The organism is Hymenobacter sp. CRA2 (genome assembly GCF_002007105.1).
In the GTDB taxonomy this organism is placed as follows: Bacteria; Bacteroidota; Bacteroidia; order Cytophagales; family Hymenobacteraceae; genus Solirubrum.
Map to the genome: position 1 here is coordinate 18,645 of NZ_MVBC01000006.1, position 25,073 is coordinate 43,717.

The 25,073-nt window shown below is 60.0% G+C and carries 24 protein-coding genes; 10 read left to right on the forward strand and 14 right to left on the reverse strand.

Annotated elements, in window-relative coordinates; all coding sequences use genetic code 11:
* Positions 1 to 74 precede the first annotated feature (74 nt).
* The 4 genes from B0919_RS10910 to B0919_RS10925 form a co-directional block, all read right to left on the reverse strand.
* A complete protein-coding gene (locus B0919_RS10910) occupies positions 75 to 2,228 on the reverse strand; it encodes a carboxy terminal-processing peptidase (protein ID WP_078012295.1) in 2,154 nt (717 codons plus the stop codon).
* Between the two features lie 219 nt (positions 2,229 to 2,447).
* Entirely contained in the window at positions 2,448 to 3,275 is an 828-nt protein-coding gene (locus tag B0919_RS25945) for a hypothetical protein (RefSeq protein ID WP_317043893.1), read from the reverse strand.
* Positions 3,276 to 3,458: 183 nt separating this feature from the next.
* Positions 3,459 to 3,827, reverse strand: coding sequence for a hypothetical protein (locus B0919_RS10920; protein WP_078012296.1), 369 nt, complete (start codon positions 3,825 to 3,827; stop codon positions 3,459 to 3,461).
* Between the two features lie 106 nt (positions 3,828 to 3,933).
* The gene (locus tag B0919_RS10925; protein WP_078012297.1) at positions 3,934 to 5,133 is read right to left on the reverse strand and encodes a proline dehydrogenase family protein; all 1,200 of its coding nucleotides are present in this window, start codon (positions 5,131 to 5,133) and stop codon (positions 3,934 to 3,936) included.
* Positions 5,134 to 5,287: 154 nt separating this feature from the next.
* On the opposite strand from B0919_RS10925, the gene B0919_RS10930 reads away from it, so the two are divergent.
* Positions 5,288 to 6,370: a bifunctional 3-deoxy-7-phosphoheptulonate synthase/chorismate mutase type II gene (locus B0919_RS10930; RefSeq protein ID WP_078012298.1), complete on the forward strand. Its 1,083-nt coding sequence runs from the start codon at positions 5,288 to 5,290 to the stop codon at positions 6,368 to 6,370.
* 9 nt (positions 6,371 to 6,379) lie between these two features.
* On the opposite strand, the gene B0919_RS10935 is transcribed toward B0919_RS10930, so the two are convergent.
* Together B0919_RS10935 and B0919_RS10940 are read right to left on the reverse strand one after the other, a co-directional pair.
* Positions 6,380 to 6,793, reverse strand: a complete 414-nt coding sequence (locus B0919_RS10935) for a hypothetical protein (RefSeq protein WP_078012299.1) — start codon at positions 6,791 to 6,793, stop codon at positions 6,380 to 6,382.
* A gap of 30 nt (positions 6,794 to 6,823) precedes the next feature.
* Entirely contained in the window at positions 6,824 to 7,222 is a 399-nt protein-coding gene (locus B0919_RS10940; RefSeq protein ID WP_139362060.1) for a hypothetical protein, read from the reverse strand.
* 122 nt (positions 7,223 to 7,344) lie between these two features.
* Here B0919_RS10940 and aroB point away from each other — a divergent pair, with 122 nt between their 5' ends.
* Complete coding sequence (gene aroB, locus B0919_RS10945) at positions 7,345 to 8,382, forward strand: 3-dehydroquinate synthase (protein ID WP_078012301.1); 1,038 nt, start codon at positions 7,345 to 7,347, stop codon at positions 8,380 to 8,382.
* A gap of 82 nt (positions 8,383 to 8,464) precedes the next feature.
* Entirely contained in the window at positions 8,465 to 9,709 is a 1,245-nt protein-coding gene (locus B0919_RS10950; RefSeq protein WP_254846551.1) for a 3-phosphoshikimate 1-carboxyvinyltransferase, read from the forward strand.
* A gap of 33 nt (positions 9,710 to 9,742) precedes the next feature.
* Here B0919_RS10950 and B0919_RS10955 read toward each other — a convergent pair whose 3' ends face one another.
* The 3 genes from B0919_RS10955 to B0919_RS10965 form a co-directional block, all read right to left on the reverse strand.
* A complete protein-coding gene (locus tag B0919_RS10955; protein ID WP_254846552.1) occupies positions 9,743 to 10,546 on the reverse strand; it encodes an ABC transporter substrate-binding protein in 804 nt (267 codons plus the stop codon).
* Between the two features lie 200 nt (positions 10,547 to 10,746).
* Positions 10,747 to 11,817, reverse strand: a complete 1,071-nt coding sequence (locus B0919_RS10960; protein WP_078012302.1) for a M42 family metallopeptidase — start codon at positions 11,815 to 11,817, stop codon at positions 10,747 to 10,749.
* Between the two features lie 201 nt (positions 11,818 to 12,018).
* Positions 12,019 to 13,587: an acyl-CoA carboxylase subunit beta gene (locus tag B0919_RS10965; protein ID WP_078012303.1), complete on the reverse strand. Its 1,569-nt coding sequence runs from the start codon at positions 13,585 to 13,587 to the stop codon at positions 12,019 to 12,021.
* Positions 13,588 to 13,802: 215 nt separating this feature from the next.
* Between B0919_RS10965 and B0919_RS10970 the strand changes: the two genes are divergently transcribed.
* A complete protein-coding gene (locus B0919_RS10970) occupies positions 13,803 to 14,234 on the forward strand; it encodes a hypothetical protein (RefSeq protein WP_078012304.1) in 432 nt (143 codons plus the stop codon).
* Between the two features lie 94 nt (positions 14,235 to 14,328).
* Here the strand turns inward: B0919_RS10970 and B0919_RS10975 are convergent, their stop codons facing one another.
* From B0919_RS10975 to B0919_RS10985, 4 genes are all read right to left on the reverse strand, one after another.
* On the reverse strand, positions 14,329 to 14,943 hold the full coding sequence (locus B0919_RS10975) for a Uma2 family endonuclease (RefSeq protein ID WP_176133000.1): 615 nt from the start codon (positions 14,941 to 14,943) through the stop codon (positions 14,329 to 14,331).
* A gap of 223 nt (positions 14,944 to 15,166) precedes the next feature.
* Positions 15,167 to 15,673 carry a hypothetical protein gene (locus tag B0919_RS24725; protein ID WP_139362061.1) on the reverse strand — a complete coding sequence of 169 codons (507 nt, stop codon included), beginning with the start codon at positions 15,671 to 15,673 and terminating at the stop codon, positions 15,167 to 15,169.
* Positions 15,674 to 15,782: 109 nt separating this feature from the next.
* On the reverse strand, positions 15,783 to 18,380 hold the full coding sequence (locus tag B0919_RS10980) for an ATP-dependent Clp protease ATP-binding subunit (RefSeq protein ID WP_078012306.1): 2,598 nt from the start codon (positions 18,378 to 18,380) through the stop codon (positions 15,783 to 15,785).
* Between the two features lie 60 nt (positions 18,381 to 18,440).
* On the reverse strand, positions 18,441 to 19,109 hold the full coding sequence (locus B0919_RS10985) for a WbqC family protein (protein ID WP_078012307.1): 669 nt from the start codon (positions 19,107 to 19,109) through the stop codon (positions 18,441 to 18,443).
* Positions 19,110 to 19,260: 151 nt separating this feature from the next.
* Between B0919_RS10985 and B0919_RS10990 the strand changes: the two genes are divergently transcribed.
* Together B0919_RS10990 and B0919_RS10995 are read left to right on the forward strand one after the other, a co-directional pair.
* On the forward strand, positions 19,261 to 20,145 hold the full coding sequence (locus B0919_RS10990) for a hypothetical protein (RefSeq protein WP_078012308.1): 885 nt from the start codon (positions 19,261 to 19,263) through the stop codon (positions 20,143 to 20,145).
* The gene (locus tag B0919_RS10995; protein ID WP_254846553.1) at positions 20,142 to 21,041 is read left to right on the forward strand and encodes a lysophospholipid acyltransferase family protein; all 900 of its coding nucleotides are present in this window, start codon (positions 20,142 to 20,144) and stop codon (positions 21,039 to 21,041) included. Before B0919_RS10990 ends, B0919_RS10995 begins: the two co-directional genes overlap by 4 nt.
* Before the next feature lie 81 nt (positions 21,042 to 21,122).
* Here B0919_RS10995 and B0919_RS11000 read toward each other — a convergent pair whose 3' ends face one another.
* Positions 21,123 to 21,752: an L-threonylcarbamoyladenylate synthase gene (locus B0919_RS11000; protein ID WP_078012309.1), complete on the reverse strand. Its 630-nt coding sequence runs from the start codon at positions 21,750 to 21,752 to the stop codon at positions 21,123 to 21,125.
* A gap of 250 nt (positions 21,753 to 22,002) precedes the next feature.
* Here B0919_RS11000 and mltG point away from each other — a divergent pair, with 250 nt between their 5' ends.
* From mltG to B0919_RS11020, 4 genes are all read left to right on the forward strand, one after another.
* Complete coding sequence (gene mltG, locus B0919_RS11005) at positions 22,003 to 23,076, forward strand: endolytic transglycosylase MltG (protein ID WP_078012310.1); 1,074 nt, start codon at positions 22,003 to 22,005, stop codon at positions 23,074 to 23,076.
* Between the two features lie 9 nt (positions 23,077 to 23,085).
* Entirely contained in the window at positions 23,086 to 23,445 is a 360-nt protein-coding gene (locus B0919_RS11010) for a hypothetical protein (protein WP_139362062.1), read from the forward strand.
* Positions 23,446 to 23,481: 36 nt separating this feature from the next.
* Positions 23,482 to 23,892, forward strand: a complete 411-nt coding sequence (locus B0919_RS11015) for an acyl-CoA thioesterase (protein ID WP_078012312.1) — start codon at positions 23,482 to 23,484, stop codon at positions 23,890 to 23,892.
* 91 nt (positions 23,893 to 23,983) lie between these two features.
* Entirely contained in the window at positions 23,984 to 24,955 is a 972-nt protein-coding gene (locus B0919_RS11020; RefSeq protein ID WP_078012313.1) for a YihY/virulence factor BrkB family protein, read from the forward strand.
* Positions 24,956 to 25,073 lie beyond the last annotated feature (118 nt).

A 25,073-nucleotide genomic window follows, 5' to 3' on the forward strand; every position in this document is an offset into this window, starting at 1 on the left:
AGCCCCGGCGCTAAGACAGCACCGGGGCTTTTGCAAAGAATATTAGCCGAAACAAGCTCTGCTGGAAAGCAAGCTTACTTGCGAGGAGCTACGCGCGTCTGCGTCACTTGCGGAGCGCCAATCTGGTCTTTTACCACGGCCACAGCCTCGCGCAGGTTGATGTCCTTCACCAGGTTCTTCGACATGCGGCGGCGGCGGTTCACCTGCACCGTGTCGTTCTGCACGGTGCGCAGGTCGGCGGCCAGCGGGGCGATGCTGAGGGCCGGAGCAGCTTTCTGCAGGTCCTCGTAGCGCTTCGACTCAGTTTTGGCCTGCTCCTGCTCAGCGCGGTAGGTGGCCAGCTTCAGCGATACGCTGGTGTCGTCCTTACGCTTGCGCATACGCTCCACGATGTCGGTGACCAACTTAAAGCTCGGGCTGGCAGATACGCGGGCCGAGCTGGCCGACTTCAGCTTGTCGATCTGCGGGGCCTGCTGCCAGGTACGGTACTTGGCCGGGCTGATTTCGTCCCACTTCAGCGGGTAGTCCGAATCTTTCTCGCCTTGGTCGAGGTAGCTGTAAGCGTCGGGCAGGATGATGTCCGGCACTACGCCTTTGAACTGCGTCGAGCCGCCGTTGATGCGGTAGAACTTCTGCGTGGTGAGTTTCAGCGAGCCGAAAGGCTTGATGGCATTGAATTCAGCCGGTAGAGCGTCATCGAGGTTGAATATGCGCTGTACCGTGCCTTTGCCGTAGGTGCTGGTCGAGCCCATAATCACGCCACGCTTGTAGTCTTGGATAGCAGCTGCCAGAATCTCAGAAGCCGAGGCGCTGTACTTGTTCACCATCAGCACCAGCGGGCCGTCATACTGCACGCGTGGGTCACGGTCGTTGAGCACCTGGGCCGAGCCCTGGCCCGAGCGCACCTGCACTACGGGGCCGCTGTCGATGAAGAGGCCCGCCATTTCTACGGCGTCGGTCAGCGAACCGCCACCGTTGGTGCGCAGGTCAAACACGATGCCCTGTACGTTCTCAGCCTTCAGCTTTTCCAGCTCCTTCTTCACGTCGTCGGCCGAGCTGCGGCCGCCGTTGTCGTTGAAGTCGGCGTAGAAGGCCGGCAGGCGGAGGTAACCGATTTTCTTACCGTCCTCGTTGATAACGGCCGATTGGGCGTAGGTTTCTTCCACCACTACCACGTCGCGGGTAATCGGAATAACCTGGGTGCTGCCGTCGGGCTTTTTCACGGTCAGGCGTACTTCCGTGCCTTTGGCACCGCGGATGTAGCTAATGGCTTTGTCGAGGCGCATCCCTTCTACGGTTACCGGCTCGGCGGGACCTTGGGCCACGCGCTGGATGATGTCACCGGCCTTCAGCTGGCCCTGGCGGTACGAAGCCGAACCGGGAATGATGTCGGCTACTTTGATCTGGCCGTCCTTCTCCTGCAGCGTGGCGCCGATGCCTTCGAAGCGGCCGGTCATGGCAATGTCAAACGACTCCTTGTCCTTGGGAGCAAAGTACTCCGTGTGGGGGTCGTAGGTGTTGGCAATGGTATTAGCCCACAGCGCGAGCCGGTCGTTGGCGTCGTTCTGCATCATGTCGTTGAACGACTCGTCGAAGTACTTCAGCACGCGCTTGCGGGCTTCGGCTTCCATTTCGGTAGCCGAGAGGGCCGGCGCAGTGGCTTTCTTCGGGTCACGCTTGGCCTGCTCGTCCTGGATTTCGGCCAGGCGCGTCATCACATGGTACTTCACGTAGCGGCGCCACTCGTCGCGCTGCGCGGCTTTGTCGGCCGGAAACTGCGCCTTGTCGAAGTCTGTCTGAAACGACTCATCAGTGGTGAAATCCATCGGCTTGCTCAGCAGCTCGCGGTAAAGCACTTGGGCTTCCTTCGTGCGCTGGTCCATCAGCTGCGTCGACAGCTCCAGAAACTCGTGCGAACCACGCTTTACCTCGTCGTCGATGTCGGTCTGGTATTTCCGCAGCTGAGCCACGTCCGACTGCAGCAGAAACTTCTTGGAGTAATCGATGCGCTTCAGGTACAAGTCAAAGACGCGCTTCGAGAAGTTGTCGTCGATTTGCTCGGGTTGATAGTGGGCAGCGCTCAGGCCCTGAATCATGGCCTTGATGAGCACTTCTTCTTTTTCAGGGGCCGGAGCGCCAGTGCCCCGGTAAAGCTTGTAGGAAGCCAGTACGAACACCGCCATAACTACGGCAGTGTACAGGCCTATTTTCAGGCGAAGGAATGACATGGGCAGAGACGCGGAAAAAAGTGGTCTTAAATGTACGTAAGCCGCACGGAATGGGTATGGTCAAAAACCGCCCCATTCTGGTTAACTAACCAGCCCGGCTGGGCAATAGTGCCCGATGAATAGCTTTGCCACTATAGAAACAAAAAAGACCTCCCCGGTTGCGGGGAGGTCTTTAAGACCAGCGCTAAAAAAGCTGGCATGCTAGACTAGCCCAATCGGCTAGTAGTAGATACGGTCGCCGTTGTTGCGACGGAATTCGTCCTGGAAGTGGCGGGCATCTTCGTCGCTACGCGGACGTACGCCCATCACGATGCCGCCGTTCTTGATGTCGTGCTCGTACTCAGCAGCACGCTCTTCGGGGATACCCGAGCCTACCAGGGCGCCCACCAGGCCACCCGTCAGACCACCGGCACCGGCACCGGCCAGAGCAGCAGCCAGCGGGCCAGCCACGATCAGGCCCAGGCCCGGCAGTGCTACCGACGTACCGATGGCAGCAATGGCACCGATTACGGCACCAGCCGTGCCACCGATGGCCGAGCCTACGCCGGCACCTTCCATGGCTTTGTTGCCCAGTTCGGTGTGGGGGGTGTCGTCACCGAAATGCGTTTTGCGCGTTTCGTCCGACATCAGCAGGTTCACGTCGTCCTTGGTATAGCCACGCGACGAGAGCGACGAGTAAGCGCGCTCAGCCGATTCACGGTCGCGGAAAGTCGAAGTAAGGTAGCCGCCCGAAGTCGAGCCGCTTGAGCTGCCCATCGACGAGCCGCTGTTGGCGGTGCCATACGACGAGGTCGAGCCCATGTTGCTGTTGCCCGTCGACGAGCCCGAGTTGTAGTTAGCACCGGTGCTCTGGTCGGTGCCCGAGCCTACATTCGAGGCGTTCGATACGTTGCTGCTCGAGTTCAGGCCCGACGAGCCCATCGAGCCGCTGCCCGAATGCTGTTCGCTGCCGTAGCCAGCGCCAGCGCCGGTACCTTGGTTAGCGGGGTTCATCGAAGAGCCGGTGCCGGGCGTGTTGCCCAGGTTCGAATTATTGTCGGTATTCATGACAGGTGAGGTTGTGTGGATGGTGTAAGGGAAGGAGTTTTTTTGACAAGCGGCAGTCGAGGGGACGAGCTTGCCGCTTGTTTGGCTACCTTAACGGGAGCGTTTCCATCCGGGTTACACGGGCTGGTATAAAACCTAGGAACGGCTTTACCGAATCCAAGCCACTACCTCAGCCGAACCGACTTAAGAGAACTGCGCGAAGTTTTCCTCATTACGCCAGAACTCGCGGCATTCGGCCCGCAGCTTGGGCAGGAATTCGGGGTTCTGCTTCAGTTCGCGCCACGGGCCCATGCCCAGCCGTTCGCAGAGCTTAAAGAAATTGTCGCCCTGGCCCTTGGAGCCTTCGACTTTCACCAGGCAACTCAGGATAGGGCGGCCGGCCTCGAATTCAGTTTCGGAAATTTCGGCCAGCAGCTCATTCAGCCGCGACTTTTCGTGCGAGATGTCAAGGTTGAGGCCCAGCTCCGCATCTTGTACCACCGTCAGGTAGCTGACGGTACCGGTCTGGTTCCGGGAATAGTTGATGAGGTAGCGGCGGACGCGAGTAATCATGTGGGAAGTAAGGGGAGGTTGAGAGGGGTTAAAATACCAAAAAAGCCCGATGCGTTGTACAATTCCAACGCACCGGGCCCGTTACCAATAACTATGCCGCTGAGTGTTAGCGCGCTTTATTTTTGCGTCGCTCCATCTCATTTTTGATCAACAGAAACTCCCGGCTGGTCTGGCCCGCAATGGCCGTGTTTTCGTCGGCGCGACGCAGCAGGTAGGGCATCACCGCTTCCACCGGGCCGTAGGGCACGTACTTGGCCGTGTTATAGCCGGCGTGCGCCAAGTTGTAGCTCAGGTTGTCGCTCATACCGTAAAGCTGGGCAAACCATACCCGCTCGTCGTTGGGGGCAAGGCCCGCGTCGGCCAGTAGCTCGGTGAGCAGGCGCGAGGAGGCCTCGTTGTGGGTGCCCGCGCAGATGGCCATGCGGTCGATGTGGTCGATGGAGAAGCGCAGGGCCTCGTTGTACAGGTCGTCGGTGGCCTGTTTGCTGGGGTTGATGGGGTTCTGGTAGCCGCGCTGCTGGGCCACGCGGGCTTCCTTCTCCATGTAAGCACCGCGCACGAGCTTGGCGCCGAGGTAATAGCCCTCGTCGGCGGCGTGCTTGCAGTCGGCCTCCAGGGCGTCGAGCCGGTCGTGGCGGTAGAGCTGGTAGGTATTCCACACGATGGCGCGCTCCTGATTGTAGCGGCGCATCATTTCACGGGCTATGTTGTCGATGGTGTCCTGAAACCAGCTTTCCTCCGCATCGACGAAAATGCGCACGTTCCGGTCGTGGGCGCGGCGGCACAGCTCGTCGATGCGCTGCTGGGCGAGCTGGTAGGCCTGCTGCTCAGCCGGGCTCAGGGCCTGGCCGCTCTGCACTTTTTCCAGCAGGGCGCTGTCGGCCACGCCGGTTACCTTAAACACCGAGAAGGGAATGTGCGGATTGCCGGCGGCCAGCTCAATCGTTTTCAGCAGCTCGTCGCGGGTGTGGTCGTAGCTCTGCTCGTTGCCTTCGCCCTCCACCGAATAATCGAGGATGGTGCCGATGCGGTATTTGCCCAGCTCGGCAATGACGGGCTTGCACTCCTGGATGGTCTCGCCACCGCAGAACTGCTTGAAGATGGTATGCTTGATGATGCTCTTGGTGCCCGGAATGCCCCAACTCAGCGCCCGTTTCATCGCGCCGCCGCCGAAGTCAACCAGCCCTTTGTTGTTCATGGCCGCGAACAGGGCGTACATCTGGCGCAGCTCACCGTCGGATTTGGCGGCGAAGGCCACGGCGGTGTTGTCGAATGAAATCAGCGGGTGGGTCTGGGGTTCAGGCATGGGAGCGGGGAAAGTTGGGGGCGCGAAGATAGCCACGAAACATCGGACCGATGGACGTAGTTTAGCAGCTGAATGCGCCCGTGGCGCCCTTACAACGCATGTTGGGCAAGCGTAGTTCAGCCCTGGCTGGCTGGTCCGTTTGCCGCCTCTTCCCATGGAACTCGATACCTATTTTACCCGCCGGCTGGCCCAAAAAGGGCAACCGCTGCTGCTAGCCGGCCCGTGCTCAGCCGAAACCGAAGAACAAGTAATGGCTACCGCCCGCGGCCTGCAGGGGCTGGGCGTCGATTTGTTCCGCGCCGGCATCTGGAAGCCCCGCACCCGGCCCGGCTCTTTTGAGGGCATCGGCACGGAAGGGCTGCGCTGGCTGCAGCGCGTGCAGCAGGAAACGGGCTTGGCCGTGACGGTGGAAGTGGCCACGCCGCGCCACGTGGAGGAAGCCTTGGCCCACGGCGTGGACGTGGTCTGGATTGGGGCGCGCACCACCGTCAACCCTTTCGCGGTGCAGGAGCTGGCCGAGGCGCTGGGTGGTACCGGCGTGCCGGTGATGGTCAAAAACCCCGTCAACCCCGACCTGGCGCTGTGGGCGGGGGCGCTGGAGCGGCTGGACCGCGCCGGCGTGCGCGACCTGGCTGCCATTCATCGCGGCTTCAGCACCGGCGCGCCCAGCAAGTACCGCAACGCGCCTACCTGGGGCATTGCCATCGAGTTGAAAACGCGCTTTCCAGAAATTCCGCTGATCTGCGACCCGAGCCACATCAGCGGCCGCCGCGACCTGCTGCTGCCCGTGGCCCAGAAGGCCCTCGACCTCGACTACGACGGGCTGATGCTGGAAACGCACCCCGATCCGGACAACGCCTGGAGCGACGCGGCCCAGCAGGTGACGCCCGCGCGCCTCGGCGAGATGATGCGCGAGCTGAAGCACCGCTACCGCTCCACCGACAACGCCGATTACCTCAACAAAGCCGAGGAGCTACGCCAGAAAATGGACGTGGCCGACCAGGACATCATCGAGGCCTTGGCGCGGCGCATGGCGCTGGTGGAAGAGCTGGCCGAGTATAAGAAGCAGAACAACGTGAAGATTCTGCAGCTGGACCGCTGGAACGAAATCTTCCGCAGCCGGCCGGAATGGGCCGCCAAACTCAACGTCAACGACAAATTTGTAGCCGAGCTCTACAAGCTCATCCACATCGAGAGCATCCGCAAGCAGACGGAAATTATGCAGCGGCCGGAGTAACCGGCCGCCTTATTTCTGCCCTGTGGCGCCTACGTAGGTGTAGGTTTTGCGCGGTGCATCCAGGCACAGGCCCCGGTCAAGGACCAGCACATTATCCGTAATGGTGTAGGAGGCAGTGATAGTATTGGGTGCGTAGTTGATGGTAACCAAGTTGGCATTAGCCGCGCAGCCGGTGGAGCCGGTGCTGAGCTGGTACGTAGTGCTGTGCGTTACTTTTCCATCCGTGTACTCCCGTACATTGCCGGCGCCGTCAAACTCAATGGCCTCGTTGGGCGTGGGCGTATTGGGCGGGCAGAAGCATTCGAGCTTCGTTAGCTGCCAATGGCCTTTCAGGCCTGTGGGTTTGTCCGCATCGGATTGGCAGGCGCTAGCCAGCAGGGGCAGCGCGTAGAGTGCAGCGGAGTACAGGCGGGAGAAGGTCATGACAGGCGCGGGAAGGTGTTGGTTGGGTTGTTATCGATGGTAGGAATGCCCGAATCCATCATATACTTCATTGGCTAGGCCTAGCTCGTCGCCTGATACGGTAAAATGGTCCCTCTGGCCGCTGCCATAGATGATCAGGTCGGCCGGCTGCCCGGTGTGGATGCAGTCACCCCGCTGAATGGTATAGGTATCGGTGCGGGTCAGCTGGCCGTTGACGAAGTGGCGCACCATGCCGCCGTTAAATATAATGGACTGCTGCTTGCCCGTGCTGGCCGGGGTGGTGGTAGCTCCGATAAAGCCACCCGTGCTTTGTTGCCAATTCCACGTGCCTTTCTCCAGCTCGGCCCGCTGGCTAGGGCTGGCGTCGTCGGATTTTTTGCTCAGGCAGCTCGGTAGCACGAGTGCCGCGCAAGCAAGTAGGGAGAACATAGAGCGGTGTAGCATGGCAGCCAAGAATATAGGGTTTATTCGGAGGATGCCGCCTCGGGGAAATAGGTTGCATGCGGGCGGCACGCATGCGTAGTAGCGCCAGAACTCCGACCTTTACCCCGATGACTGACTACGTTCACATGGGTCCGGCGGCCCTGCCGGCCCTCACCGCCCTGCTCAGCCGCCCCGGCACCACGCGCGTGGCTGTGCTGGCCGATAGCAATACCGCCCGGCTGTGCTACCCGCAGTTGCAGCCGCACCTGCCCGCCGAGCACCGCCTCATTGTGATTGATGCCGGCGAGGAATACAAAACCCTCGCTACCTGCGAGCAGGTGTGGGCCGAGCTGACTGAACACGGCTTCGACCGCCACAGCGTGCTGGTGTGCCTGGGCGGCGGTGTGGTGACGGACCTCGGCGGCTTCTGCGCCGCGCTCTACAAGCGCGGCCTGCGCTGCGCGCTGGTGCCTACCACGCTGCTGGCGCAGGTAGATGCGGCCATCGGGGGCAAAACGGGCGTCGACTTCCGCGGCTTCAAGAATCACATCGGGGTATTTCAGCTGCCGGAGGCGGTGTGCATCGAGCCGCGGTTTCTGAGCACGCTCGATCAGCGCGAGTTGCGCGCCGGTTACGCTGAGGTCGTCAAGCACTGGCTCATTGCTGACGCCGATGCGTTTGCCCAGGGCCGGCACGTGGGCTTGTTTGTTGAGGATTGGACACCCACGGTGCGCGAGTCGGTGGCGGTGAAGCAGCGCATTGTGGCCGAAGACCCTACGGAGCGCGGCCCGCGCAAGCTGCTCAACTTCGGCCACACCGTGGGCCACGCCCTAGAAAGCTACCTGCTGCTGCAAGGGCATCCCATTCTGCACGGCGAGGCCGTGGCGGCCGGCATGATCTGCGAAACGTGGCTGTCGGTGCAGAAAGGCCTGCTCGATGAAGCCGCCCTCGACCAGATAGAAACCTTCCTGTTCACCATCTACGAGAAGGTGCAGTTCGTCGGCCTCGAAGCCGCCGTCATTGCCGAGCTGGCCCGGCAGGACAAGAAAAACCAGGGCGACACCATCAACTGCACCCTGCTGCGCGGCATCGGGCAGGGCGTGTACGACCAACCCGTGACCGTAGCCGAGCTGGCCGAAAGCCTGCGCTATTACCACCGCCTGTAGCTTTACGCCCCGCGAGTTTTCCGTTGACTTACCGCTGGGCGCCGCTTGCCAGCGGTACGGCCCGCATTACCCCCGAGATACTGTGCACCACTCTTCGTTTCCTGATTCGCTCACGCTGCACTGGAGCGGCGGCCCGCTCCGCGGCACGGCCTTGCTGCCCGCCTCCAAGAGCGAAAGCAACCGCGCCCTCATCATTCAGGCCCTGGCGGGCGGCGGCTCACTCGGCAACCTCTCCGAAGCCAACGACACCCAGCTGATGCGCCGGCTGCTGACGCACCCTGAGGCCACCGAGTTCGACGCCGAGGACGCCGGCACGGTGATGCGTTTTGTCACCGGCTACCTCGCCGCTACCGGCCGCCGCGCCACACTCACGGGCACAGCGCGCATGCTGGAGCGGCCCATCGGGGTGCTGGTAGATGCCCTGCGCCAATTGGGCGCCCAGATTGACTACGTGGGCCGGGAAGGCTATCCGCCCTTGCGCCTGCAGGGCTGGCAGCGTCAGGAAAGCGCCCCGCTGAGCGTGCGCGGCGACATCAGCAGCCAGTTTATTTCGGCCCTGATGATGATTGGGCCGCTGCTGCCCGGTGGCCTGCACCTGCAGCTCACCGGCCACGTGGGTTCGCGGCCCTACATTCAGATGACGGCGGCCCTGATGCGGCACTTCGGGGCTGAAGTAGACGTGCAGGAGCGCGACGTGCGCGTGGGCAGCCGTCCGTACCAGCCGGCCGATTACACGGTGGAGTCGGATTGGTCGGCGGCCAGCTACTGGTACGCCATGGTGGCCCTGGCTCCGGCTGGCTCGCAGCTGCACCTGCCGGGCCTGCGCCGCCACTCCTGGCAGGGCGACCAGGCCATCATGCACCTGATGCAGCCGCTGGGCGTGCGCACCGAGTTTGTGGCCGATGGCGTGGTGCTGCACCAACTGCCGGCCGAAGAGCGCGCCGTGCGTGTGGCCATGAACTTCACCGATTGCCCGGACCTGGCCCAGACCGTGGCCGTAGTAGCCGCCGCCACCGGCGTGGTAGTGGACATGACGGGCCTGGAAAGCCTGCGCATCAAGGAAACCGACCGCATTGCGGCCTTGCAGCAGGAGTTGGCCAAGTTCGGCGCTTCGCTGGAACCCGCCGGCCGTGACCTGTTCCGGGCCGCCGCCCAGCACTTGCACGTGGGCGGCCAGTCGGTAGCCACCTACCACGACCACCGCATGGCTATGGCTTTTGCGCCCCTGGCCCTGCGCGGCGACATCACCATTGAGCAGCCCGCCGTGGTTCGCAAATCGTACCCTTCGTTCTGGGAAGAGCTGCGCCAAGCGGGCTTTCAGCTGTAGCATAGGTGGTAGCACGGCACTGAGCCCATGCTACTACTGCTGCCGCAGTTGCTGGAAATACGCCGCTGAATGCTGCAGCCGGCTACCGTACCAGCTGAACAGTTCCCCGTCGACCACCAGCACCCGGGCCGTCGGGCAGATGGCCTGAAACTCGGCCATGTGCTTATCCTGGAAGGGGTAGGGCTCCGAGGACAGCAGAATGACCTGCGGATTTGCCTCGGCCAGCTGTTCGGCGCTGATTTCGGGGTAGCGCGTCAGGTGGCCCAGCACGTTGCGGAAGCCGGCGTACGGCAGCATCTCATCGATAAAAGTGCCTGAGGCGGCGGCCATATACGGATGGCGCCAGATAAAATAGGCGGCCGTTACCAGGGGCTCGGCTGGTGCCAAAGCCCCGAACGAGGCTGCAATGCCCGCGCTGAGTTGCTCAGCACGGGTTTTAGTGCCCGTAATCAGCCCCACGCGCCGCATCATGTCCAGCGCGTCGGCCAGGGTCACGATGTCGCTCATCCACACCGGGTACTGCGCGGCCAGCTGCTCTATGCCCTCCTGGTAGTTTTCTTCCTTGTTGCCGAGGATCAGGTCGGGCTTCAGCGCGGCAACCTTGTCGAAATGAAAGTTCTTGGTGCCGCCGACAACGGTGGCTCTTTGCCGCGCTTCGGCCGGATGAACGCAGAACTTGGTGACGCCAACCACCCGCTCGCCCAGGCCCAGGTCGAAGAGCAGTTCCGTTTGAGAGGGCACCAGTGACACGATGCGCTGCGGCGGAAACGGCACCGCTACCCGCCGGCGCATTTGGTCGGTGACGGTAAGCGGCGGAAAAACGGGGGGCAGTTGCATTAGGTTAATTGGCAATTGCAGCCGTCGGGGCTGAAGCTCCGGCCGACAAGCTGCTGAGCCCACGTAAGCACGCTGTTCGTGGGTATTATGGTAAAAACGCATCCTGGAGGCCGCCAGGCTCAATGCAAAGGACCTTGCCACGCCCAAATAAGTCGTAGCAAGGTCCTGTGCGTTACCCAAGATGCTCGGGGCAGTAAGGCTTACTTAAAGTAGCGGAAGTCGTGCCCGTCTTCGATGCGCAACAGCGCCTCGTAAATCAGGTCAATAACGTGCTGCACGTCGTCGTGGCTGACGGTTTCCACCGTAGTGTGCATGTACTTCAGCGGCAAGGAAATCAGAGCCGAAGCCACCCCGGCGCCGGCGTAGGCAAAGGCGTCGGTATCGGTGCCGGTGGCGCGGGTGGCGGCGGCGCGCTGGAAGGGAATTTCCTTTTGCTGGGCTGTTTCGATGATCAGCTCGCGCAGGTTGTTCTGCACGGCAGGGCCGTAGGTAATCACCGGGCCCTTGCCGCAGTGAATGTCGCCGGAGGTTTTCTTCTCGTACATCGGCGACTGGGTGTCGTGCGTCACGTCCGTCACGATGGCCACGTTGGGCATGATGCGGTGGGCAATCATTTCGGCCCCGCGCAGCCCGATTTCCTCCTGCACCGCATTCACGATGTACAGGCCGAAAGGCAGGGTGTTGCCTTCTTCCTTCAGGCGGCGGGCCACCTCGGCAATCATGAAGCCACCGACCCGGTTGTCCAGTGCCCGGCCCACCAAGTACTTGCCGTTCAGCTCCATCAGGTCATCCTCGAAAGTGACCACGGAGCCCACGTGAATACCCATTTCCTCGACTTCCTTCGCCGACGAGGCACCGCAGTCCAGGAAGATGGTTTCAATGGTGGGAGCCTTGTCCTGCTCGGTTTTGCGCACGTGAATGGCCGGCCAGCCGAACACCGCCCGTACCGGGCCCTTCGCGGTATGAATCAGCACCCGCTTCGACGGGGCAATCAGCGCGTCGGAGCCGCCGTTGCGGCGCAGGTAGATGTAGCCTTCCTTCGTGATGTAGTTGACGAACCAGCTGATTTCGTCGGCGTGAGCTTCAATAACAACTTTGTACTCCGCTTTCGGATTGACAACGCCCACCACCGTGCCGTAGGTATCCACGAAATACTCGTCGATGTACGGCTTGATGTACTCCAACCACACCTTCTGACCTTCTTTTTCGAAGCCGGTGGGGGAGTGGGTGTTCAGGTATTTCTGGAGGAAGTCGAAGCTTTCCGAACGCATGGTAGTGGAGTAGCGGTGAGAGAAATGGAGATTGATGAACGGCGGGGATAACCGGGGGTTGCTGCGTATAAATGCGGAAAAGCAGCCAGGAAAGACCCGAGGAATAGCTAAGAGTTGCGCAGGTAGGCCCTAATAGGGGCAGGGACAAAGAAGCGGTGCCATTCGGAAAAACAGCACCGCCTCAGATTCAATTATAACCAATTACAGCGGAATGTTGCCGTGCTTCTTGCGCGGCAGTTGGTCCACCTTGTTTTCCAGCATCTTGAACGCACGGATCAGCTTCTGCCGCGTCTGCGAGGGCACAATCACCTCGTCGACGAAGCCGCGGTGGGCGGCGCGGTAGGGCGTGGCAAACTTGCGCTGATAGTCGTCCACCTTTTCCTGCAGCTTGGCTTCCGGGTCGGCGGCTTCGGCTATTTCGCGCTTGAAGATGATTTCGGCCGCGCCCTTGGCGCCCATCACCGCAATTTCGGCGGTGGGCCAGGCGTAGTTCATGTCCGCCCCGATGTGCTTGCTGTTCATCACGTCGTAAGCGCCACCGTAGGCTTTGCGGGTAATGACGGTGATGCGCGGCACGGTGGCTTCGCAGAAGGCGTAGAGCAGCTTGGCGCCGTTGGTGATGATGCCGCGCCACTCCTGGTCGGTGCCGGGCAGGAAGCCGGGCACGTCTTCCAGCACCAGCAGCGGGATGTTAAACGAGTCGCAGAAGCGCACGAAGCGGGCCGCCTTGGTCGAGGCGTTGATGTCGAGCACGCCGGCCAGCACCGCCGGCTGGTTGCCCACGATGCCGATGCTGCGCCCGCCCAGCCGCGCGAAGCCCACCACGATGTTCTCGGCGAAGTTCTGGTGCACCTCCATGAACGAGTCCTGGTCGATGATGCCATGGATGACCTCGCGGATGTCGTAAGGCTGGTTGGGGTTGTCGGGGATGATGCTGTCCAGCTCGGGGCGCAGCTCGTCGCCCTGGGCGTCGTAGGGATAGACCGGGGCGGTGTCCTCGCAGTTCTGCGGCATGTAGCTCAGCAGCTGCTTGAGCTGCTGAATGATGGCCACCTCGTTGGGCGCCGTGAAGTGCGTCACGCCGCTCTTGGTGCTGTGGGTGCTGGCACCGCCCAGCTCCTCGCTGGTTACCGTTTCGTGGGTCACCGTCTTCACCACGTTCGGGCCGGTCACGAACATGTAGCTCGTGTCCTCCACCATCAGGATGAAGTCGGTAATGGCCGGCGAGTACACCGCGCCGCCCGCGCACGGCCCCATGATGGCCGACAGCTGCGGCACCACGCCCGAGGCCAGGGTATTCTTGTAGAAGATGTCAGCATAGCCGCCCAGGCTCACCACGCCCTCCTGAATGCGGGCCCCGCCCGAGTCGTTCAGGCCAATAACCGGGGCGCCGTTCTTCATGGCCAGGTCCATGATCTTCACGATTTTCTCGGCGTGCGTTTCGCTCAAGGAGCCGCCCAGTACCGTGAAATCCTGCGAGAAAACGTACACCAACCGGCCGTTAATCGTGCCGTAACCCGTCACCACGCCGTCGCCGAGGTAGTACTCCTTGTCGAGGCCGAAGTCCTTGGAGCGGTGCATCACAAACTTGCCGATTTCCTCGAAGGAGCCGGGGTCCATCAGCAAATCCAGCCGCTCGCGGGCCGTCAGCTTGCCCTTCTTGTGTTGGGCCTCGATGCGGGCCACGCCGCCACCTAGTAGGGCCTCGGCGTTTTTCTGTTCCAGGATTTCGAGTTTGCTCAGCGTCGGGTCGTCGTGCGGATCGGACATAGGGTGGGAGCGGGGATGCGAAAGGTCAGTTGGGAAAGGAGGCCAAAGGTAAGTTGTGGAGGCAAGATAGCCGAATGGGGTTTGGGGTTTGGGGCTTGGATGAGAAGTAGATGTACTGATGTATAGCAATTTCGTGCTTGTGGTATCTACTCCTATATTTAGGTCTCCTCACGCTTCGTCAGGAATATGAATACTATTAAATAATTTTCAAGGATATGAAGACTCTTGCTGCTTTAACAATGCTATTAATCATGTTTTATTTCAAGCAATCCAGGAAAGACTTTCCGCCTAAATTTAATGGGTTGTATCAGACGGAATGCTACCTAGAAAAAGGTGATGACGAGGGTAATCAAGATTATTTAAGATTTTATGCTGATGGCAAAGTGATAGACGTTGTCACAGATTGTGAGGGAAGTGTGTCGGAGTTGAAAGGTTGGTTTAAGGCTGGTGCAGAACAGGTAGGCATTGGAGAGTATAAGGTTGTAAATAATAAAATAAAGTTTTCTACAAAGAGTAGAACGGCCATAGTGGATTATACAGGAATGATAACAAAGGATGGGTTTATAATATTAAAATCGAAAAGCCAGACCACAGGCAGTAAAGGCCGTGGTACATACAGATTCATTGAGATGAATGACCTTAACTGAAAATAAAAAAACGGCCGGCTCCTGCGAGGGAGCCGGCCGTTCTTCAATTACTCCAAGCTACTTACTCGCCCTTATGGCCTTCCGGCGCAATCCATTACAATTCTACGTCCTCGTACAACTCCGCCACTGTCAGTGTCACGCCAAGGCTCGGTAGCGTCACCGCGCCCTGAGCATCCAGAATTTCCGTCAGCGTCCATTGCCCGGTTTCGGTGCGCGAGTACAGCTCTACCCGCAAGCTGCGCGAGTCAATCAGCAGATAATCCCGTACCGATTCGATGCTGCGGTAGCGCATGAATTTGCCGCTGCGGTCATAATCGGCCGTGGAATCCGAAAGCACTTCGATGATGACAACCGGATTGGTGAGCAAATCCAGCTTGCCGTTCTGCTGAATTTCCGGCTTGCCACACACCACCAGCGCGTCAGGGTACAGGTACGTGCCGGTGAGCGGAACATACACCCGCATATCGCTGCCGAAGGTCCGGCAGCCTTTGCCGCGCAAGGCGTTCTGAAACAACCCGAAAACGTTGCCCGCAATGATGTTGTGCGCCAATGACGCGCCGGACATGGCCTGCACATCGTACATGCCCAGCATATCGGGGTGGCCCCACGGGTAAATCTGCCCGTCCACGAATTCGTGCTTAAACTCGGAGGCGTACTCCATTGCCGAGTATTCCTCCTCGGTGTAACGGCGCTTGCGGGGTGATTCCATGACGGTTCCGGCTCTGTAGCAAATTTGCGGCATGGCAACGATATAGAGATGCATCATTGCGTCTCGCCGTCGAACGATGACGTCCAAGCGGCCCGGACGGGACGATGAGACGATGCGTCTCTATATCGTTCATGAAACCGCTCTAGCTCAAAGATAACCAACAAAAAACGGCCGGCTCCCTCGCGGGGACCGGCCGTTCTTCATTTACTCTAGGCTGCCATACTTAGTCACAGCCGCCACCCCGCTCGCTACCTGTTGAACGGTTAAGCCCAACGCTGCAATGGAATCCATAAATCCAAATGTAGTCTCCCCGCAATTGAATACACTGAATAAGCTTATTATGGATGGTGACCCAGTGGTGATTTAGATCTACTTTCCAGAGCTCAGTTGATCTGCGGTAAGCAATCAATATATGTCGAACATTGTCAAGCCAAAATACCGTCCCAGTAGAATCCTGAATACCAATATAGTCTTTGATAACGTAATTGCCGTTTCCATCATCACTGACCCACAAATTGGACAGCACACCAGTCTTTGGCGCTACATGCGGTTTCGAATGAAATAGCTCACGCTTATCCGCGGGCGGTGATATGGTATTTTCCGGATCGTTAACGACGAATTTCAAGTCGTAAGGTAACGGCTGTTGTTGTCCGTTGGCCTCGTTGACTTTGAATAGAAGGCAGCCCAACAGCAATGCTGTCGTTATAAAGTGTTGTAGGAAATACTTCATAAAGGAATTGCGAGAACCTCGAAGTTAGACAGTAATAATCCATCGGAAAACAAAAAAACGGCCGGCTCCCGCGAGGGAACCGGCCGTTCTTCATTTTACTCCAGGGTACTTACTCGCCCTTCTTGCCTTCCGGCGACTCCGGCGTTTCGGCCGGCCGCTCGTCGCTGGCGAGGTTCGGAGCTTCGTCGCTCTTGTGCGAGCTGAACGTAAGTTCCTCCTTGCCTTCCTCAAAGTCAGCGGTGATGACGTCGCCCTGGGTCAGCTGAGCCTTCAGGATTTCCTCCGCAATTGGGTCTTCGATGTACTTCTGGATGGCCCGGTTCAGCGGACGCGCGCCATACTTCGGATCGTAGCCTTTCTCGGCCACGAAGGTCTTCGCGGCTTCGGTCAGCTCGATGCGGTAGCCCAGGGCCTGTACGCGCTGGCGCAGCTTAGCTAGCGAAATGTCGATGATGCGGAAGATGTCTTCCTTCTGCAGACCGTTGAACACGATAACGTCGTCCAGGCGGTTCAGGAACTCCGGTGCGAAGGTCTTGCGCAGCGCGCTGGCAATGGTGCCCTTCATCATCTCGTCCATGTTCTCCGTACGGGCCTTCGTGCCGAAGCCGATGCCCACGCCGAAGTCGGCCAGATCACGCGCCCCGATGTTCGAGGTCATGATGATGATGGTGTTGCGGAAGTCCACCTTGCGGCCGAGGCCGTCGGTCAGGATACCGTCGTCGAGCACCTGCAGCAGCAGGTTGTACACGTCCGGGTGCGCCTTTTCGATTTCGTCGAGCAGGATAACCGAGTACGGCTTGCGGCGGATTTTCTCCGTCAGCTGACCGCCCTCTTCGTAGCCCACGTAGCCGGGAGGCGCGCCCACTAGGCGCGATACGCTGAATTTCTCCATGTACTCCGACATGTCGATGCGCACGAGCGAATCTTCCTTGTCGAAAAGGTAGGTAGCCAGCACCTTGGCCAGCTCCGTCTTACCTACGCCGGTCGGGCCGAGGAACACGAACGAGCCGATAGGCTTCTTCGGGTCTTTCAGGCCCACGCGGGTGCGCTGGATGGCCTTCACGAGCTGGGCAATGGCCTTGTCCTGGCCGATTACCTTGCCCTTCAGCTCCTCACCCATGTTGAGCAGCTTGGCGCTTTCGTTCTGGGCCACGCGGCTTACCGGGATGCCAGTCATCATGGCAATAACCTCGGCCACGTTTTCCTCCTTCACGGTGTAGCGCTTCTTCTTGGTCTCCTCTTCCCAGTTCTTCTTGGCCTGGTCGAGTTGCTCAATCAGCTTCTTCTCCGTGTCGCGCAGGCGGGCGGCTTCCTCGTACTTCTGCGACTTCACCACCGCGTTCTTCTCGCCCTTGATGTTCTCGATCTGCTCTTCGAGCTTCACGATGTCCTCGGGCACCACGATGTTGTTGATGTGCACGCGGGCACCAGCCTCATCGAGGATGTCGATGGCTTTGTCCGGCAGGAAGCGGTCCGACATGTAGCGGTCCGACAGTTTCACGCACGCCTCAATGGCCTTATCGGTGTACACCACGTGGTGGTGGTCCTGATACTTGTCCTTGATGTTGTGCAGGATTTCGATGGTTTCCTCCGGCGTGGTCGGGTCTACCATCACCATCTGGAAACGACGGGCCAAAGCGCCGTCCTTCTCAATGTACTGACGGTATTCGTCCAGCGTGGTAGCGCCGATGCATTGGATTTCGCCGCGGGCCAGAGCCGGCTTGAACATATTCGAAGCATCCAGCGAACCGGAAGCGCCGCCGGCGCCCACAATGGTGTGCAGCTCGTCGATGAACAGGATAACGTCGGGTGACTTCTCCAGCTCGTTCATCACGGCCTTCATGCGCTCCTCAAACTGGCCGCGGTACTTGGTACCGGCTACCAGCGAAGCGAGGTCCAGCGTAACGACGCGCTTGTTGAAGAGCACGCGCGATACTTTCTTCTGCACGATGCGCAGGGCGAGGCCTTCGGCAATAGCCGTCTTACCTACGCCGGGCTCACCGATGAGAATCGGGTTGTTCTTTTTGCGGCGCGACAGAATCTGCGCTACGCGCTCGATTTCTTTTTCGCGGCCGACGATAGGGTCAAGCTTGTCGTCTTCGGCGAGCTTGGTCAGGTCGCGGCCGAAGTTATCGAGCACGGGCGTGCGCGACTTTTCGCCGGGCTTCTTGGCAGCAGCCGAGCCGGAGCCTTTGGACGAGCCAAACAATTTGTCGTTGTCGTCGTCGTCGGTGTCCGAGGGGCCCGAGGTCGGGTTTTGGCTGGTGTTACCGCCGTGGTAATCCAGCGAGTCGCGTACGGATTCGTAGTTCACGTTGAACTTGCTCAGGATTTGGGAAGAAATGTTGTCTTCATCACGCAGAATCGAGAGCAGCAGATGTTCGGTGCCGATGATTTCGCTCTTGAAGATTTTGGCTTCGAGATACGTAATCTTCAGGACCTTTTCCGTCTGCTTCGTCAGCGGGATGCTGCCCGTTATACTGATACCCTGGGTGGCAGTGTTACGAGTGGCTTGCTCGAGGGCGTATTTCAACTCCTCGACGGATACGCCGAGCTTCTTCAACAGAGCAATGGCAGTGCCTTCACCCTCCCGAATCATTCCCAGCAACAGGTGCTCGGTGCCTATATAGTCGTGGCCGAGTCGGATGGCTTCCTCCCGACTCAGGGAGATGACCTCCTTGACTCTATTTGAGAATTTCGCTTCCATGCAGATAAGGTGAGAAAGAATCCGGATACGCGCAAACGGGTGGCACCGGATATCAAATACTTAAACCGGCTCTTGGGGCAGAAGGTTCGCCGCCGGTGAGGGGGCCGGCACGAGGTAGTGGCCAGCCGCCGGACCCACTGCGAATAACAGGTCCAGCACGCTCAGGCCGGGTACAAACGCCGCGCCAAAGCACTGCCGATAGGGTCCGCGGAGCCCGGCACCTGACGCTGTGTCAGGCAGGACTTTAGGACTCAGCCAATCCCGCCGATCAAGCAAGGTTTCGGGCGAGTAGCTAGCGTGCCACCCGGCCGTAAACGCTACCGGCAAAGGAAGGCGCAGGCAGCACAAGACGAGGCGCAGCAAGGCAAGGTTCAGATCAAAGAGCCGGTCGGGTTTGCTTACGTAGATATCGTGGAAATAGTCGGCGTAGTACTCAAAAAAAGAGCTGTTGCCGTACGCCGTCTGCAGGGTGCGCCAGTGGCGGTGCACCCAATTCTGGCGGTAATCTATTTCCAGCTCGTCAATACCGACCTTCTCGGAACGGTTGCCATCGATGACGGGGACGGTGAGTGGCTGCACGCCCTGGGCCGTGAGCACGAGGCAGCGGTTGCGGTAGGTTTGCTTGCGGTAGTGCTCGTGCCGCTCCAGCAACAGCCGGTCGGCCGAGAGAAGTTCAGCGAAGAAAGCGACCGGGGGGCAATAGGACAGCTCAAAAAGGACCGTGGACATTGTGGCAGGAAATGAGCGGGCGAAAGTAGGGGATTGGTCTGGTTAAGCTGGCCGCTGCGGCGGAGTCGTAGGCTCGATTTTACTGAACTTGTTGCACTTCGGTCGGCTTTTTGCGTTCTACGCGCAGATTCACCCGCTTTCGTTGCCTCTGATGCTCTCACGCCCGCGCTTCCTCCTGCTGCCCCTGCTGTTCGTTCTGCTGACCGCACTGTCGGCCGCTGCCGCCTCGCCTACGCTGCTCGTGGATGTGGCCCGCTTCCGGCCTTTGGCGGCCGGCGACAACTACGAAGTGGAGCTGTACCTGACCGTGCCTGGCAACGGGCTCACCTACATCAAGCGCACCCGCGACACCTACCAGGCTGGTGCCACGGTGGCCTTATATGTACTGACGGCCGATGGCAAGCCGGTGCACTCCGAAACCATCACCATCAAGCCGCCGGTCATCAGCGACACGACTATCGGGCTGAAGAACCCGCAGAGCTTTCTGCGCCGGCTGACGCTGCGCGGCGGGCAGTACACTGTGAAAGCCGAGTTGAAGGATCTGTACCGCAAAACTGCCGCTACCTTCAAGGTAGAGGAGCCCCTGGCACTGGACTTTTCGGTTACCGCGCCTACGCTTAGCGACATCGTGTTTCTGGCCAAAGCAGCCGGCAAGACCACGGAACAGAGCAATTTTACCCGCGGCGGCTACTCGCTGACACGCACGCCGGCCGGCAACTATGGCCGTGGGGCCGAGCAGCTGTATTTCTACTTCGAGCTCTACAACGCCCCGGCCAGCCAGCCGCTGAAACTGCATTACCACCTCGAATCGGAAGAAGGGGCGGCCGCAGATGCCGACGCCAGCATTGCACAGGCCAAATCGGGCCGGCCAACGGCGGTAGCGGGTGAGTTCCCGCTGGGGCCGTTGCCTTCGGGACTATACACGCTGACGGTGGAGGTGCGCACGGCCGCGGGCAAGGTGCTGGCCTCGCGCAAGGCGCAGCTCAACCGCACCAAGGAAGAGTACGCGCCGGCGGGTGCATCTTTGCCCCGATGAATCATGCCAAGCCCACGCGCAACTTCGCGTGGTACTACCTCCCGCTCGAATGGCTGCTGCTGGGCCTCTCCAGCCTGCCTATGCCCGTGCTCTACGTCGTAGCCGACGGCTTTTATTTGCTGCTGCGCTTCGTGCTGCGCTACCGCCAGAAAGTGGTGCTGCAGAACCTGCGCAACTCCTTTCCGGAGAAGAGTGAAGCTGAAATTACCGGCCTGCAGCACGGCTTTTACCGCCACTTCGCCGACCTCATTGTCGAAATACTCAAGCTGGCCACCATCAGCAAGGAGGAGCTGAGCCAGCGGGTAACCTTGTACGGCCACGAACAGATAGCCCACTACTTCGATCAGAACCGCACGGTTATCACCTTCGGCTCGCACGCCGGCAACTGGGAGTGGATTCTGCCGGCTGGGGCGTTGTTTTACCCCGGCAAGCTGGACGGGGTGTACAAGCCACTCAACAACAAGTTCTTCGACTACTTCGTGTACCGGCTGCGCAGCCGTACCGGCGCCGGGCTGGTGCCCATGCGCGAAACGGTGCGCCACATGGAGGAGCGCCGCGGCCAGGGAAACTCGCTGTGCATGCTCTCGGACCAAAGTCCGCAAAAAAGCAAATACGCGTACTGGACCACGCTGCTGCACCAAGATACTGCTTTCTACACGGGTGCCGACCGGCTAGCGGTGCAGTTTAATTGCCCGGTGTTCTACGGTAGCATTCGGCGCATCCGGCGCGGCTACTACGGGCTGTGGTTGGAGCAGGTCTACGACGGCGAGTCGCCGCTCGACCTGAGCCAGCACCCCATCACGGAGGCCTTTGCCCGCCGCATCGAGCGCGACATCCGGGAGCGGCCGACGGACTACCTCTGGTCGCACCGCCGCTGGAAGCTCAAAAAAGATTAAGAGTTAAAGAGTTGGGGAGTTTATGAGTTATGGGTCCGAAACGACCAACTCATAAACTCCCCAACTCTTTAACTCGCAAACTCACAGATACTGTTCAATGTCGCCGGCACCCTGGCGGATGACCTCGAAGTCTTCGGTGGTGCAGTCGACCACGGTGCTGGCTATGTTGTTGCCGTAGCCGCCGTCGATGACCAGGTCCACGAGCGGGCGGTACTTCTCGAAAATCAGCTCCGGGTCGGTGCTGTACTCAATGATGGTGTCGTCGTCGTGCACCGACGTGCTGACGATGGGGTTGCCCAGCTCGCGCACCAGGGCGAGGCTGATGGCGTTGTCGGGCACGCGGATGCCGACGGTCCGGCGCTTTACGCCGCCGTATTTGGGCGCTTTGGCACTGGCTTCGAAGATGAAGGTGAACGGGCCCGGCAGGGCTTTCTTCAGCAGCTTGTACACGGGCGTGCTGATGCCGTGGGCGTAGTCGCTGATATGGGAGAGGTCGGAGCAGATAAAGGACAGATTGGCCTTATCGGGCTTCAGGCCGCGGATGCGGCAGAGCTTTTCCACGGCGCGCTGGTTGGTGATGTCGCAGCCGAGGCCATAAATGGTATCGGTAGGGTAGATGATGACGCCCCCTTGGCGCAGCACCTCTACGGCCTGTTGAATTTTGTTCTGGGGCGGATTATCGGGGTGGATGCGCAGCAGGGTAGCGGCCATACATAGTCGGGGCTTAGGTGAAACAAGGGCGGCTTAGTTACACAATCCCTCTATGACGCGCAAGCCCACGGCGGAGTTGCCTTTTTCTCGGCCGCGCGCTGACTGCTTCGGCACGGCGGATGGCGGCATTCGGTTGTCGGCCCGCCGCGAACGAGCACAAACGCCTTACTTTTGACTACGCAATGCTGCCGCGGGCGCCGCCACATGGTCGGGGCCGGGCAGCTACGCTGGTTCTGCTACCTTTCCTCCAATGCCAACTCCCGCCGAGTACCGCGCCCGCGCCACCCGCCGCCGCAACCGCTTTGCCTACCCCCTGGGCATTTTCGGTATTCTCCTGATTACGTTTTCGTACTACGCTTACCAGATTTTCTTCACGCCCAACGTGGAAACCAAGGGCCACCCGACCTACGTGGTAGTGCGCCCGGGCCAGAGTTCCAAGGCCGTGCTCGACAGCATTGACGGCAGCGGCGTCATCATCGACAAACTCTCGCTGCACTTCGTGGCGCGGCTCATGAAGTACGACCAGCTGGTGAAGCCCGGCCGCTACGAACTCAAGGACGGCTACACCAACCGCCAGCTGATCAACGACCTGCGCCGCGGCATTCAGGCGCCCCTGAAGCTAACCTTCCAGAACATTCGCCTGCGCCGCGACTTGGGCCAGAAGCTCAGCCAGAGCTTTGCTGCCCGCCCGCAGGAGTTTGACTCGCTGCTGAGCAGCAACAGCTACGCCCAGTCCCTGGGCTTCAAGGACACGACGGCCCTGCTCACCATGTTCATCCCGAACACCTACGAGCTGTACTACACCACGCCGCCGAAAAAGGTGATGAACCGTCTGAAAGAGGAGTACGAGCGGTTTTGGACACCCGCTCGCGACGCCAAGGCTAAGGCCCTGGGGCTGAGTCGCGCCGAAGTAAGCACCCTGGCCAGCATCGTGGAGGCCGAGCAGCAGCAGCACCCCGACGAGCGGCCCCGCGTGGCCGGCGTGTACCTGAACCGTCTCAAGCGCGGCCAGAAGCTGCAGGCCGACCCCACGGTGGTGTACGCCAACGGTGACTTTGGCATCCGCCGCGTGCTCAACGTGCACCTGCAGAAGGATTCGCCCTACAACACCTACAAGTACGCCGGCTTGCCACCTGGCCCCATCAACCTGCCCAGCATCACCAGCATCGACGCGGTGCTCAACCCCGAGCAGCACAACTACTACTACTTCTGCGCCCGCGAGGACTTCAGCGGTTACCATGCCTTCGCCGCCACCGAGCGGGAGCATATCCTGAACGCCCGCCGCTACCAGGCCGCGCTGAACCGCAGCGGGATTATGAAGTAATAACACTTCATGCAACTCGAGCTTAGTACTGCACAGCTACGCCGGATGCACCGCCCGATGGTGCTGGTCGTGAACTTGCTGAGCGTCTTATTCGGGGCTTATACCTGCTACCAGCAGGCTTATTATCACGGCGACGGGTTTGGTAACCTGCCAACCGACGCGCCCGAATGGATTCAATCTGTCAAGCACAGCTTGTGCGTGACGGTTTCGCTTTCACCTTGGGTAGTTGGTATCTGGTTGGGCCTCAGTGTGACGTCCATAGTATACGCCAGCGGATGGCGGGCCGCAGCCCTTGGCCTGCTGACTGTCCTTACCTTGCTGCTCTACGCTTTCAGCTTATTCGTCTTTGGTAGCTACATCTGCTGGTAATGCCGGCTTGTAGCAAGCCTGCGTAAACTCTCTGCCATGTACTCTTCCGACGTTCACATCCGCGTCCGCTACGCCGAAACCGACCAGATGGGCTACGTGTACCACGGCAACTTTGCCGCGTACTTTGAAGTAGCCCGCACCGAAGCCTTCCGCCAGCTGGGCATCAGCTACAAGGAAATGGAGGCCGAAGGCGTGGGAATGCCGGTAGGGGAGCTGCGCATCAAGTACAAGCGCCCCGCCCGCTACGACGACCTGCTGCGCGTGCGCATGCTGCTGCGCGAGATGCCGCAGGGCTCCCGCGTGCTCTTCGAGTATGAAATCTACAACGAGGCCGACGAGCTGCTCACCGAAGGCTCCACGCTGATGGTGTTCGTCAACGGCAGCACGGGCCGGCCCACGGCCATGCCCCAGCACGTGCTCGACGGCATCCGGCCGTATTTTAGTTGACAGCAATTGAGTTTTCAGGTGTCAGGCTGGTGTTATGTGCCCGGAAGCCAACGGGCCTGCCGCCTGACAACCCGCAACTGACAACTCGCTCATGAACCTACCCGACCGTTACCGCAAGGCCCTGGTAATTCGGCGCCGCCGTACGTACCGCCGCTTCATCCAGTGGCTGGGGGGCTTTCGGCTGCGCGGCGGCGCTTCGCTGTACGACGTGGTCGACCGGATGCTCTACGAGCTGCGCTTCGACTCCCTGACCAAGCGCAGCTCCTACATGGCCTTCAACTTCACGGTGGCCGTGTTTCCCACCATCATTTTCCTGTTCACGCTCATCCCGTACCTCTCCAAGACGGTGCCGGGCATGGACATCGACATCCTGCAGTTTCTGGGCGACATCATGCCCCGCGAGATGTACGCCGCCACCCGCGAAACCATCGAGGACATCGTCAAAATCCCGCACGGCGGGTTGTTGTCCTTCGGTTTTGCCGCCGCGCTGGTGCTCAGCTCTAACGGCATCATGGCCCTGCTCGATGCCTTCGACAAGAAGCACAGCATCTTCAAGCGGCGCTCTTACCTACGCAAGCGCGTCATTGCCACGGTGCTGACGGTGGTGTTGTCGCTGGCGCTGCTGGTATCCCTGGCCGGCATCTTCTTCGGTACCTACATCATCGACGGGCTGGTGTACTACGAGATAGTGCCCGAGCGGCTCACCGAGCTGCTGATTACCGTGCTGCGCTACGGCTCGGTGCTCGGGCTCTTCCTATTCGTGACGTGCATGATTTACTACTACGTGCCGGCCGTGCAGGACCGGTGGCCGTTTCTATCGGCTGGGGCCGTGGTAGCCACCATCCTGATTCTGCTGGTGTCGTTTCTATTCGTGCTCTACGTCAAGATCTTCGACAGCTACAACCACTTCTACGGCTCCATCGGTACGCTCGTGGGCTTCATGGTCTGGCTGGATTTCGTGTGCATGACGCTGATCCTGGGATTCGAAGTCAACGTGAGCGTGGACGCCGTAACCGGCCGCGGCAAAGTCCGCCATCGGGAAGAAGACCACGGAGCGGCGTAATTTTTTGGCGCTGATTGCCAAGCTGGTGCAGCGGCAACAGGCCGCGGCGGCGGATTTTTTTGTGCTGGCTACTTGCGCTACCTGTATCTGCCTACTACTTTTGCCATCCCAAACCACT